This is a genomic window from Tamaricihabitans halophyticus, from assembly GCF_004340875.1.
GTDB lineage: Bacteria > Actinomycetota > Actinomycetes > Mycobacteriales > Pseudonocardiaceae > Tamaricihabitans > Tamaricihabitans halophyticus.
Map to the genome: position 1 here is coordinate 1 of NZ_SLXQ01000028.1, position 12176 is coordinate 12176.

Annotated in this window: 11 protein-coding genes; 7 read left to right on the top strand and 4 right to left on the bottom strand. The window is 64.4% G+C overall.

Annotation, left to right across the window (positions count from 1 at the left end; translation table 11 throughout):
• The 3 genes from EV191_RS30460 to EV191_RS29005 all read left to right on the top strand — a co-directional run.
• A partial coding sequence (locus EV191_RS30460) for a hypothetical protein (RefSeq protein ID WP_207894840.1) occupies positions 1-184 on the top strand: 184 nt, incomplete at its 5' end.
• 81 nt (positions 185-265) lie between these two features.
• The gene (locus EV191_RS28995) at positions 266-796 is read left to right on the top strand and encodes a putative immunity protein (RefSeq protein ID WP_132881193.1); all 531 of its coding nucleotides are present in this window, start codon (positions 266-268) and stop codon (positions 794-796) included.
• Between the two features lie 1456 nt (positions 797-2252).
• The gene (locus EV191_RS29005; protein ID WP_132881195.1) at positions 2253-2636 is read left to right on the top strand and encodes a VOC family protein; all 384 of its coding nucleotides are present in this window, start codon (positions 2253-2255) and stop codon (positions 2634-2636) included.
• A 55-nt stretch (positions 2637-2691) separates the two neighbouring features.
• On the opposite strand, the gene EV191_RS29010 is transcribed toward EV191_RS29005, so the two are convergent.
• From EV191_RS29010 to EV191_RS29020, 3 genes are read right to left on the bottom strand one after another with little or no spacing between them, the layout of a single operon-like run.
• Entirely contained in the window at positions 2692-3831 is a 1140-nt protein-coding gene (locus EV191_RS29010) for a mandelate racemase/muconate lactonizing enzyme family protein (RefSeq protein ID WP_132881197.1), read from the bottom strand.
• A 41-nt stretch (positions 3832-3872) separates the two neighbouring features.
• On the bottom strand, positions 3873-5498 hold the full coding sequence (locus tag EV191_RS29015; RefSeq protein ID WP_132881199.1) for an N-acyl-D-amino-acid deacylase family protein: 1626 nt from the start codon (positions 5496-5498) through the stop codon (positions 3873-3875).
• On the bottom strand, positions 5498-6790 hold the full coding sequence (locus tag EV191_RS29020; protein ID WP_132881200.1) for an MFS transporter: 1293 nt from the start codon (positions 6788-6790) through the stop codon (positions 5498-5500). Before EV191_RS29020 ends, EV191_RS29015 begins: the two co-directional genes overlap by 1 nt.
• A gap of 149 nt (positions 6791-6939) precedes the next feature.
• On the opposite strand from EV191_RS29020, the gene EV191_RS29025 reads away from it, so the two are divergent.
• Both EV191_RS29025 and EV191_RS29030 read left to right on the top strand, forming a co-directional pair.
• Complete coding sequence (locus EV191_RS29025) at positions 6940-7578, top strand: GntR family transcriptional regulator (protein ID WP_132881202.1); 639 nt, start codon at positions 6940-6942, stop codon at positions 7576-7578.
• A gap of 71 nt (positions 7579-7649) precedes the next feature.
• Positions 7650-8093, top strand: a complete 444-nt coding sequence (locus tag EV191_RS29030) for a hypothetical protein (RefSeq protein ID WP_132881204.1) — start codon at positions 7650-7652, stop codon at positions 8091-8093.
• 32 nt (positions 8094-8125) lie between these two features.
• On the opposite strand, the gene EV191_RS29035 is transcribed toward EV191_RS29030, so the two are convergent.
• Entirely contained in the window at positions 8126-9031 is a 906-nt protein-coding gene (locus EV191_RS29035; protein WP_132881206.1) for a LysR substrate-binding domain-containing protein, read from the bottom strand.
• 291 nt (positions 9032-9322) lie between these two features.
• Here EV191_RS29035 and EV191_RS29040 point away from each other — a divergent pair, with 291 nt between their 5' ends.
• On the top strand, positions 9323-10627 hold the full coding sequence (locus EV191_RS29040) for an FAD-dependent oxidoreductase (protein ID WP_165913159.1): 1305 nt from the start codon (positions 9323-9325) through the stop codon (positions 10625-10627).
• Between the two features lie 61 nt (positions 10628-10688).
• Complete coding sequence (locus EV191_RS29045) at positions 10689-12092, top strand: sodium:solute symporter family protein (RefSeq protein ID WP_132881209.1); 1404 nt, start codon at positions 10689-10691, stop codon at positions 12090-12092.
• Positions 12093-12176: the final 84 nt, after the last annotated feature.

Sequence of the window (12176 nt, forward strand, 5' to 3'; positions counted from 1 at the left end):
GTCGACGTCCTCTGGGCACTGCTGCGCGACAACCGTCCCTGGCAAACCAGCACACCCGCAGCCATCAACGCTTGACACGATCATTGAGATCCTCCTGGCACCAGGCAACCTGCTGCGCTCGGCCATCGAACAACTGGGCGAGCTACGGAACCCCTGTGCTAGCGCACAACCGCCGCGCATCTGAGCACCACTGACCGATGATCTACCGTATAGATCCCCGATCGCGTGGAGCGCATGCTGACCACGGCCATGAGACTATCGGCATATGACTGCAGCTGGTGGCGACTTCGACCTCACGTCGGGCGAGTTACGAATCGTTGCCCGTTATGTTGCCGAGTCGGCGCAGAGCGTCCTCGCCGTGTTCGAGGACGCCTGCCCTGATGATCCACGACCGCGCGCCGCGATTGACGCTGCCTGGGAGTTCATCAACGGCGCCGCACGAACCAAGCTCCAGCGGGTTGCGTCACTAGCGGCACACCGCGCCGCAAGGGAAGCCCCGACCGAGACTGCTCGCCTGGCCGCCCAAGCCGCCGGAGACGCGGCCTCCGCCGCCTATCTGCATCCGATTACCAAGGGTCATCAGGTTGGCCATATCCTCCGCGCACCCGCCAACGTAGCGCGCATCGCGGAGATGCGGGCCGGCGACGATCCGGCCATCGCGGAGACGCTGATTGAGCAGGCACGCGAGCGTGCCACTCCGATCCTGATCAATGTGCTGCGCCGGTATCCCCTCGCGCCAGTGGGCCGAAGCCGCGCGGCACAGCTGATGAGCATTCTGGACGCCGCGCTGCGGTGAACTATTCCGGCGTGGTGGACCTGCGTTCGGGCGACCTGCCACGAGCAGGATCCGGTGCCCTTTCCACGGGCTGTTCCGGAATACTGGTTCGGAACGGCAGCGGATCCTCTGTGACCGCATACCAGCTCCGCAGATTTGCCGGCCTTGCCCAGGGATGCACTACCTCGGCAACTTGTTCATGCACATACAGAGCATGGCTACACGCCTCGTGCCAAGCGCTGACAAGTTGGTCGCGGGTGCGCACGCCACCGAAGAACTCCGCATGCAGGGCAAGCAGCGCGTACAGCGAGTGCCGCCACGCCGCCCACGCCGGTTTCGCACGCGCCGCGAGCTGGTCCGGGGTGACACCAGCGCAGACCAGACAGTCGCAGTTCCAGAAGTGATCGATATCAGGAGTGCCAGCGAAGACACGCTCGCAGGTATCGAGCCGGTGATAGCTGAGTAGGTGCTTGACGAATGCCGACGCACCTGGCGAACGTGCACCACCAGCTGGTCGTACCGGGTACAGGTGACGAAGGCCGCTCGTGGTCCCGACCGCGGCGGTATGTGCGCCGTGGCAGAGCGCACCGATCCCGAAACATCCGACCGCAGCAGCAGGACGGGCGCGACCACACGGTTCAGAAGCCGAAGGAAACCTCGGATCAGATAGTGAACGCCGAAGGGATCCTTGGCGTGTTCGAGAACGAACGCGACGGGTACGCCGAAGTGGTTGGTTTCGCGTACAAGCGCATCGCAGACGGAAGCCGAGGCGAACCATCTCGCGGCCACCGGTAGCACCGCCACGGTCAACGCGGGTTCTCGCGCCGCCGCGCGCAGGATCGCCCGCAGACCGGTCACGTCGCGTGGAGCGAGGTAACCCGAGTCGGTGAGCGGGAGCAAACCGAGCTCCCGCTGGCGTCGACACCATGCCGGATGGGTACCACTTCCGGCGTAGACCCGGCGGTTGCCGGAGTACCGGTTCGCATCGCACAGAATCGGGCCGTCAAACCCCTTGTCCCGGAGTCTGCGTACGGTCTTTTCGGGCGACGCTCCGGTAAGCACGATTCCCGTGTCGTACTCACTGGCGATCTCCGCAACATCATCCGCATTGGACAGCGAGCACTGAACAAGTAACTGCCCCGCTAGCTGCTCCAGTGCCCGATGCATCCTCTCACCGTGAACCACAGCCGGCGATATGTCACAGGTCGTCGCACCGACGCCAGGCGATATCGCGCGAACGGCCCACAGGGTGGTCACATTACGCGTGAAACGTGGTTCTTCTGGGCGATGTATTCGCCCAGAAGGCAGGAGAGACGAATCGATGTATACGACCGCCGGTAGTACTGGAACCGTGGAGATGCGCCAGCCTGTCCGCTGTTCGCGAATCTTGACTTCCAGTTAGCTAGAGATTCTAGCCTGGGACATAGCTAGTCATTCGCGGCGGCCGAACGGTCGTCACTCGGTGAGGAGTAACCAGATGACGGCACAGCTGAATCATACGATCGTGCGCGCACACGACAAGTGGGAATCCGCGCGCCATCTCGCCGATTTGCTCGCGCTACCCGAACCAACCGTGTACGGGCCTTTCGTCGTAGTGCAGACCGGTAACGGCGTCTCACTCGACTACGCGGACGACCACGGCACCCCGGATGGGCAACACTACGCATTCATTGTCACCGAGGCAGAATTCGACGAGATCCACGCGCGGATACGCGACCGGAACATCCCAATATCGGCGGATCCACTCGGCAAGGAGCCAGGCGTCATCAACACCCGCGATGGCGGCAGGGGCCTCTACTGGAAGGACCCAGCTGGGCACGACATGGAGATCATTACTCAGCCATACGGCGCTGGCGACTGATCCCGAGGCGCCAGGGCCAACGGTCGGCACGCACTCACTACCGTATGCCTGACCGTCACATGGTGTCCAGAAGGTGATCGGCGTCTGTGTACCGGGCGAGTTTGTCGGGGTCGAGCTCGATACCGAGGCCCGGCATGTCAGGGATGGCGAGCATGCCGTCCTCATCGAGCTGCCAGGTTCCCGTGGTGATGTCGTCAACGTACGGCGATCCAGTCACGTACTCGACGAAGTCCGTATCGGGCAGCGCCGAGGCGAGGTGGAGATCAGTCGCGAGCCCGACGGCCGTGTTCCAGCCGTGCGGAATGAGTTTGACGCCGTGATCGTGTGCGGCCCAACCGATACGCCGCAGCTCGCTGATGCCACCAACCTTGGTGACATCAGGCTGGACGATGTCGAACGCGCCGGCCTCGATCCACGGGTGGAACGACTGGCGGCGGGTCAACACCTCGCCCCCGGCGATGGCGACGTGAGCCAACCGGCGAAGGTGGATGTGGTCGTCCAGCGCGTCCGGCGGAAGGGGCTCCTCGAACCAGGCGACGCCATAGTCGCGCAGCATATGCGCGGTGCGCAGCGCCCACTTGTAGCCCTGACTCCAGGCACTGTCGCTGGCACCGGCGTCAACCATGAGCATCGCGTCGGCACCGATGGCCTCGCGCGCGGCCGCGACGATGCGCTCGTCAAGGCGCTCATCAAGACGGCCGAACGGTCCCCAGCCGATCTTGAACGCAGTCCAGCCGCTGGTGCGCAGTTCGAGTAGTTTCTCGTGCATCTGTTCGGGCTGGTCCATCAGCAGCGACGCGTAGGGACGGACGCGCTCACGATAGCGGCCGCCGAGTAGCCGACCGACCGGCTGGCCGGTCACCTTTCCGAGGATGTCCCACAGCGCGATGTCGATACCGCTGACCGCGTGGGTGATCGATCCGCCACGTCCCATCCAGAACGTGGCACGGTGCAGCCGCTCGCTGGTGCGCTCAGGCTCGAGCGCGTTACTGCCGATCACCAAGGGACGCAGCACCTCGAGGGCGCCTCGCACCAGGCTCTCGCTGGTGAAAACGCTGCCGACGCCAACAGGCCCGTCCTCGGTGTGGATCGTGACGAGGGTGTGTACGACGTCGTCCGGGGTCAGCTCCTCTTGCCAGCCACCTTCCGGCGTCGCACCGCGTAGTCCGGCAGCCCTGACATCGATGATTCTCACTGTTTCCCTTTTCGTTGCTGTGACGGTAATTCGATGTTCGGTTACCGCCGGGGCAGGTACTGCCCGGCGCGGGTACCGAGATGCTGTCCGTTGTGGACGACGAGCTGGCCGTTGACGACGACGTGCGGGACTCCGGTCGCATAGCTCCCGGTGAACGCGAACGTGTCCTGAGCCGCGAGGGTCTCCAGGTCCAACACGGCCAGGTCGGCGCAGGCGCCTACCTCGACGCGCCCCCGCCCGCGCAGCGCGAAACGTTCGGCGACTTTCGAGGTCATCTTCCGCACGGCCTCCTCGAGCGTCAGGTTGCGGGCCTGTAACACGTGGTGGGCGATGTAGTGCGTATGGCCGGTAAAGAAGAGCGGGTGGCGAGTACGTGCCGCGAGCGGCCCGTCGGTGCGACTGGTAAATCCATCGACACCGAGGCAGAACAGCGGGTGAGCGATTGCTTCGGCAACATGTTCGGCGGTGAACAATCGACCCATGAGCTGTACGGCGGGCATATCCGTCCCCGCGGCATGGAGGACATCGAAGAACGCGTCCCAGCAATCCTGCCCCCGCAGCTCGGCAATTCGCGTGAAAGGCAGGCCTTCCAGCTCGGGAGTTGCCGGGCTGGTCGCAAGGACCACACGATCCCACTGACCTTTGTGGACGAATCGCCAGTACCTGTCGCAGTCCCCGCGCAGCTGAGTACGAATCTCGGCATCGGCGAGTAGCTGCGCGGCCGTGGCTGGCCCGTCGGCCAGCAGCCACCCTGGCAGCAGGCCAGTGGCAAGGCCGATGCCGTGTGGGTAGGGAGTCATATCGGCGAGCACGTCCATCCCCGCCTCCCGTTCGGCGATCAGCCGGCCCACAGCCGCATGCCAGGCGTCCGGGGGCGCTCCGGTGTCGTGGCGAACGTTGAGGTGCGACAGCTGCGCGCGCAGGCCGTTGTGCCGCGCGATAGTGAGGAACTCATCCACGGCGTCAAGCAGGTGGGCATCGCGATTGCGGATATGGCTGGCGTAGATGCCGTCGTACCGCGCGAGCACCGCGGCAACACTGGTCAGCTCCTCCGTGGTCGCATCCCGGCCGGAGCCGTACTCGAGGCCGCTGGACATCCCGATCGCCCCCGCGTCCATCGCCTCTTCGAGGTGCCGGACCATCCGTGTGATGCCAACCGCGTCAGCGCCGGTACCGCGTACCTCGGCAGCATTGCGCAGGGCCGTGTGGCCGACGAACCACGCCAGATTCTGCGCGGTTCCACCATCGTCGCGATGCACGACGTCGAGCAGTTCGGCGAAGCTACGCCAGGTGACCTCGCCAAGGAACCCGTACGCGCGCAGCGCGTTGCGGGTCGCGTCGACGTCGGAGGTACCGACGGGTCCGTACGTGACACCGCAGTTGCCGACGACCTCAGTCGTCACGCCTTGCCGGATGGTGCTCTCGGCATCCCGGTTGCCGAGGATCGACCAGTCACTGTGGCTGTGCGGGTCAATGAAGCCGGGGACAACCGTCATCGCCGTGGTATCGATGCGGCGGCCGGCCTCGGCGCGCAGGCCTGGTTCGACGGCGACGACGCGACCGTCTTTGACCGCGATGTCGGCGTTTCGTGCGGGCGCACCCGTTCCGTCAACGAGCTGGCCGCCGTGCAGGACGAGGTCGACGGCCGGGGCGGTGGCGGCGGGCATCAACTGAGCTCCTTATCGTGCCGGTCGCGCACGCGCCGGAGGAAGATGACCGAGACCAGCGCCCCGAAGGTGAGGTAGAACGCCGGGGCTACATCGACCCCGGTCGATGTAGCGAGGAAGGTGTTCACGAATGGCGCGGTTCCACCGAAGATCGCCACGCCGACGTTGTAGGAGCTGGAGAATGCGGTCGAGCGAACCCGGGTCGGGAACAACTCGACGAACATGGCGGCCATCGGCCCCGAGACTGCGGCAAACAGGACGACGACGATCACTTGGCCGAGCAGGGCACCGATGATGGTGCCGTTGGCGACGAGCATGAAAGCTGGATAGGTCGCCAGCGCGAAGAGCACCATCGCGCCCAGCATCAGCTTCTTGCGTCCGATCCGGTCCGATAGCGCGCCGGCGGCGATGATCAGGGGTACTTCGATCAGCAGCGCTACCACGTTGGTCATCAGTGCGTCCGCCAGGGGAAGGGCACCGACGCCGGTGAGGAACGAGGGGAAACTGGTCGCCGTGTACCCAAAGAGGGTCACCCCGAAGACGATGCCGAGCACGAGCAGCCAGTTGCGGCGGGTCGCCGTGCGCCCCTCGTCATCGTTGGCGGGGTTCTCGGCGGGATTCGGCTGATGTGGACGGACATCCTCGCCGAGTTCGCGGTATGCCGGGGACTCGTCGAGCTTGAGCCGGACGAACAGCCCGATCGCCGCGACCACCCCGCCGACGATAAACGGAACACGCCAGGCCCATGCGTCGACGGTCTGCTCAGGCACCGCACGGATGATGGCGGTGGCAATGCCCGTGCCGAGCAGGAACCCGGCAACCGTAGATGCCTGGACAATGCCTGAGTACAACCCACGCCGACCGGTGCGGGCGTGCTCGATGAGATACGTCGCGCCGCCGGTCCACTCCGCACCGACCGCCAGTCCCTGGATCATCCGCAACACCACGAGCAGGATCGGGGCGAGCAGACCGACCGACTCGTACGTCGGGAGTAGGCCGATAAGCAGGCTCGACACGCCAACGATCACCATCGTCAGCGCGAGCATGTTCCGCCGGCCGGCGCGATCACCGAGGCGCCCAAGGAAAATCGCGCCGAGTGGCCGGCAGACGAACCCCACCGCATACGAGGCGAGCGCCACCAGCAGCGAGACCGCCGGCTCGTCCGAGGGGAAGAACAGGCGCCCGATGACGACGGCCATCGCGCCGTAGATCGCGAAGTCGTACCACTCCAGCACCGTTCCGAGCACCGCCGCGGTCGTGACCTTGCCCGGTACCTGACGACCGCTGTCCATGCTTCGCCGCGATGCTACTGACCCTCGTTCCATGCCCAACCTCTCCATGGGACTTCCTGACGGGAAGCTGACAGTAGGCCGAAAATGGCAGATGGTCAACCATCGGCCATTTGCTAAGGTGGGGCCACCCAACGAAGGAGTCCCGCCCGATGCCGGCACTGCCCGCTTTGCCCCCCGAGTCGCGTCGCGACTGGATCCTGCGCAACCTGCGCGAACGCATCGCCTCGGGTGAACTCGCCGCCGGCGAGCGGCTCGTTGAGCGTGACATTTCCGCGGACTACGGCATCAGCCGAGGACCAGTCCGTGAAGCGATCATGGTCCTCGAACGCGATGGCCTAATCATCGCGCACCCCTATCGCGGTGCCGTCGTCGCGGAGATCACCCAGCAGGAGATCGCCGAGATTCTCGTACCGATCCGGCTCGTCATCGAGAAGGTCGCGTTCCGGGACGCGGCAAAGGCAGGAAACGAGGAACTCCTCGCCACGCTCGACGGAATCATTCAGCAGATGGAGTCAGCGGCCGAGCCGCTTGACGCGCGGCGACTAGCAGATCTCGATGTCGCGTTTCATGAGGCCGTGATCGCGGCCGCGCAGCATACTCAGTCGCTGCAAATCTGGCGCACGATCCAGCCCAGGGTGCGGGCGTACTTCCTCCGCGACGCCCCGCATCATGACAGCCCGCACGCCGTGGTCGAACAGCATCGCGCGCTGCTGGACGTCCTCCGGTCCGGCGACCTACAACGCACCGAGACTGAGATAGCCAAGCACATCGGTATCTACCTCGACTGACCCTGAACCGCAATATCCTTATGGATTGCGGTTCGGAACGCCGGCCTCCGGCACAACCTTGAGGAGCGCAGATGCCAAGCAATACATCCCCGCTGATCGCGCTTGTCGGATTCAAGCGCACCAAGATCGCCATGGTCGGCGGCGTACGGATACTCGTAGTCCGCGCCGGCACAGTGCGCATTCTTGGCACGAAGGGGCGCGTCGAGCTCGATGTGACCGTGCCCGATCTCGCGGCTCGATTGACGAGAACCAGAACAGTCGAGCTGCGGTCAGCCGCCGGTTCCGCATACGTCTACGGGGTACCGGACGCAACCAGGATCCGCAAGGAACTCCAGGAACTCGCCACGCACGAACTGAATACGGCGGCCGCTGACGCGCAGGACGACATCGAAGTCCTCGGGCCGGTGCCGACTGGATTCACTCCACTGATCCCCATCAAGGCGCTCACGGGCCAGGTCCGGTTGAGTCGCACCCTCACCGATGCGCTTCATCGACGCGGAGTCGCGCACGGCTGACCCTGGCGGGCTCGGCAGACCGTTGGCCGCGCTCAGTGCGCCGTCTCAGCGATCCAATCCGGCGACCAGTCCCGCAAAGTGGCGAGCAGGTTCTCCCGCACCGGGTTGTCATGGCGTCCGGACCACACGGCCATGAGCGGGATCGTGGCGCCCACATCAGCCACCTGCCGGTAGACCACACCGGGTAGCCACAGGTATGTCGTCAGTTCGGTGACCAGCGTGATGCCGAGCCCGGAAGCGACCATGCCCAGTTGCGTCAGGATGCTGTCGCACTGGTAGCGGATCCTCGGGCTGAATCCCGCGTCCTGGCAGATCGCGATGATCTGGTCGAAGTGCCACTTGCCGACGTCACGACTGAAGAAGATGAACCTCTCCTCGGCGAGATCGGCCAGCCGGACCAGATCGTGTTTGGCCAGCGGATGCCCACTCGGGAGCGTCACGAACAGTCGTTCGGTGTAAAACGCGTAGGTGGACAGACGCGGTGACTCGATTCCCGTGCGCACCAGGCCAATATCGAGCTCGCCGGTTTCCAGCGCGTCGTACTGTGCCCGGGTGTTGAGTTCCCGCAGAGTGAGTCGGACATCCGGGTAGCGGTCGGTGAACGGGCGCACGATGGAGGCAACCAGACCAGCGAACCCAGCGGGTACACAACCGAGCGAGAGAAACCCCGATTCCCCGCGACCTGCCGATGCGACATGCGAGCGCATCGCATCGGAACGCTCAAGCAACGGCTTTGCCTCGGCGAGCAGTGCCTCCCCCGCCGTGGTGAGCCGTACGCTGCGGGAGTTTCGGTCGAACAGGGTGACATCCAGGTCGCGCTCGAGCTTCCTGATCTGCTGACTCAGTGGCGGCTGTGCCATATGCAGCATGCGGGCGGCACGGCTGAAGCTCAACTCCTCGGCCACCGCGAGGAAGTACCGCAAGTGCCGTAACTCCATCGGCTATCTATATCTGAAACGTCTCGCCGCTGTCGAGAGATGCGTATTGGACATATCGCTGCACCCGCCTCAGGGTAGTAACCCAACAAGCGAGCTGAACTGCTCGTTCGGCGGTTCGGCATCCGTACGAGTGCGGGCTTAGTGGGCTGGAGGCGACCAATGAACCTGGGTGCCCGGAGAAGGTGGCGCCAACCGGGAGAGCTGTCGGCGACGTATCCGTGGTGGGTGGAAGAGGCTAGGACCGCAGGGCTACTGCCGCCACCCTGCCCTCCGCTAACCGGATCGCACGACGTGGACGTCGCGATCGTGGGCGGTGGCTACACCGGCCTGTGGACCGCGCTCGCGCTCCGGGAGCGCGGTCCACACCTGCGGATCGCCGTGCTCGAAGCTGAATCGTGCGGCTCGGGAGGCAGTGGCCGAAATGGCGGCTTCCTGCACGGCTACTGGGAAATGTTCGGCAAGTTGTCCGCTATTCTGGGCGAGGATCGAGCATTGACCGTTGCCGCGGCAGGTTCCCAGGCACAGCGGGAAATCCTGCGGTTCTGTGCCGACCGGAACGAGGATCTGTGGCTGGAGAGCGCCGGAATCAACCTGGCGGCAACCTCCACGGCACAGCTGGCTGCCGTATCCGCCGCATTGCGGGCCAGCTCAGCAATTCCCGAACAGTTCCGCCCTCGCGAGCGACCGCCAACTGAACTTGCCCATGGCGGTGGATTCCGAAGCGCGGCGTACTTTCCGGAAGGCGCCACCGTTCAGCCGGCCCGGTTGCTCGGCGCACTGAAAAGTGCGGCCATGCAAGCCGGAGTGGAGATATACGAGGCGACTCCGGTTGCCAACCTTCGCCCCGGTGCGCCGAACTCGTTACGCACCCCGCTCGGCATGCTCCGCGCCAATGACGTGGTGCTTGCGGGTAACGCCTGGATGTCTCAGTACCAACCGTACGCACGGCACCTCACCAACCTGGGCAGTTATGCGATCGTCACGGAACCGATTCCAGAGGTACTTGATCAGCTGGGGCTGCGACGCGGCTTTGCGGCCAAGGACGCACGCATGTTCTTGCATTGGGCAAGAACCACACATGACGACCGCATAGTGGTCGGCACCGGAGCTGGCCCGATGAGTTACGGCGGCAGGGTCGGGGCCGTGCACACCACGCACACCGCCAGCATGGTGAGATGCGTGAACGCCCTGCGGAAGTTCTTCCCGGAGGCGCGCGATGCTCGCGTCGAGCATGCCTGGGGCGGCCCGATTGACATGTCCGCCGACCGGATCCCGTTCTTCGGAACACTTCCGGAATCGACAATCCACTATGGACTTGGCTATTCCGGGCATGGGGTAAACGCGACCTGGATCGGCGGTCAGGTGCTTTCCTCACTGGTACTCGGAGCCGATGACCGGTGGACGAACTCGCCCTTTTGTGATCGAAAGGTTCCGCGGCTTCCGCCGGAACCGCTCCGCTATCTGGGCGGAAAGCTCATCCACCGTAGTTCCCTCGCGGTAGAGGACAGTCTGGACCGCGGCGAGCGGCCTTCAGGAATTCACCGACTGGTCGCGACCCTGCCGCGACTGTTCGGTTTGCGGATCGGTCTGCGCTGACTCGCCGCCGACCACTCGCGCACCCTGACCGGCCCGGATACGACATCGATTGGATACGGCCATGAACGTACTCGATGGCATCGGGATCTTCGCCTACTTCGTCGCCGTACTGGTCATTGGCGTCACGACGATGCGACGAATCAGCAACCCCGCCGACTTCGCGGTCGCCGGAAACCGGATCGTCTGGCCGGTACTGTTCGCCACTTTGGCCGCAAGCTTTCTCGGCGGTGGCGCCTCGCTCGGCAGGGCAGGCGAATCCTTCTCGTCTGGATATGCCTTTATGTTCGCCGCGATCGCGTTTCCGATCCAGACGATCCTGGTCGGCTATTTCGTCGCGCCCAAGCTCAAACGTTACCAGGGCGCGGAAACGGTCGGCGATATCATGGGGCGCCACTATGGCAAACCGGTACGCCTGCTCACGGGGGTTATCTCCATGGTGTACTGCATAGGATTGCTCGGCACCCAGGTACTTGCCTTGGGCACGGTAGTGAACACGATCTTCGGTATTCCCACGACGGTGGGAGTTATCGTTGGCATGACCCTGGTGCTGGTTTATTCGACCGCGGGTGGCATGTGGGCAACCGTCCAGACTGACGTCTTGCAGTTCGCGATGCTCGGGGTGCTGCTCCCGGTCGCGTTGATGGTCGGCATCGGAAGCGCCGGCGGCGTTTCCGGGTTACTCGAGCGAATACCGGAGACTCACCTGAGCTTCTTCGGCGACTACGGTCTCATCGCGTTCATCGGGTTGTTCCTGGCGTTCGGGTTCGGCGAGATGCTCATCCCACCTTATGCTCAGCGGGCCCTGTCCGCGCCTGATCCGACGAACGCGCGCAAAGGCTACGCGAGTGCCGGCGTGTTCGGTCTGTTCTTCTATTTCGTCAGCGCCTCGCTAGGGCTCGTCGCATTGGTACTGTTCCCGAATATCGACCCAGATCAGGCTTTGCCCACCGTGGTCAGGGAGATCCTTCCCGTCGGCCTCACCGGACTCGTCGTGGCCGGTTTGCTTGCCGTGGTGATGTCCAGCGCCGACTCCTACCTCAACTCCACGACGGTGGTCTTCGCCAAGGACATCTTCACCACGTTCATCAACCCGAAGGTCGAAGGCCGCCGCTTGCTGCGGTACGAACGCGTGACAAATGTTTTCGTCGGCGTCGCGGCGATCGTGTTCGCACTGTCCGTACCATCCATTGTGGACGCCCTGTTGTATTCGTACACACTGTGGGCGCCTACCGTAGTTGTCCCACTCGTGCTCGCCGTCCTGTTCGGAGTACGCGCGCCGAAGGCGGCGATGGCCGCGATGCTGGCCGGTATGCTCTGCACGTCCGTGTGGACATGGCTACTGGAGGAGCCATTCGGGATTACCGGACTAATAGTTGGTCTGCTCGGCAATGCGGTAACGTTCACCGTCATCGCCGTCACCGCGGACAGACGGCGTCCGGTACTGGCGCACGGAGGTGAAGCATGACGTACTACGTGGTGGCGCTCTATGTTGTGCCTGTGCTGGTCGCGGTCGCCGCCCTGATCGTCGGGGCGATCGGTATGAAGTTCT

What these genes read in the sequence shown, in the direction of transcription:
- EV191_RS28995 (WP_132881193.1), top strand. Translation starts at nt 266, where the DNA reads ATGACTGCAGCTGGTGGCGACTTCGACCTCACGTCGGGCGAGTTACGA.
- EV191_RS29005 (WP_132881195.1), top strand. Translation starts at nt 2,253, where the DNA reads ATGACGGCACAGCTGAATCATACGATCGTGCGCGCACACGACAAGTGG.
- EV191_RS29015 (WP_132881199.1), bottom strand. Translation starts at nt 5,498, where the DNA reads ATGCCCGCCGCCACCGCCCCGGCCGTCGACCTCGTCCTGCACGGCGGC.
- EV191_RS29020 (WP_132881200.1), bottom strand. Translation starts at nt 6,790, where the DNA reads ATGGACAGCGGTCGTCAGGTACCGGGCAAGGTCACGACCGCGGCGGTG.
- EV191_RS29025 (WP_132881202.1), top strand. Translation starts at nt 6,940, where the DNA reads ATGCCGGCACTGCCCGCTTTGCCCCCCGAGTCGCGTCGCGACTGGATC.
- EV191_RS29030 (WP_132881204.1), top strand. Translation starts at nt 7,650, where the DNA reads ATGCCAAGCAATACATCCCCGCTGATCGCGCTTGTCGGATTCAAGCGC.
- EV191_RS29035 (WP_132881206.1), bottom strand. Translation starts at nt 9,031, where the DNA reads ATGGAGTTACGGCACTTGCGGTACTTCCTCGCGGTGGCCGAGGAGTTG.
- EV191_RS29045 (WP_132881209.1), top strand. Translation starts at nt 10,689, where the DNA reads ATGAACGTACTCGATGGCATCGGGATCTTCGCCTACTTCGTCGCCGTA.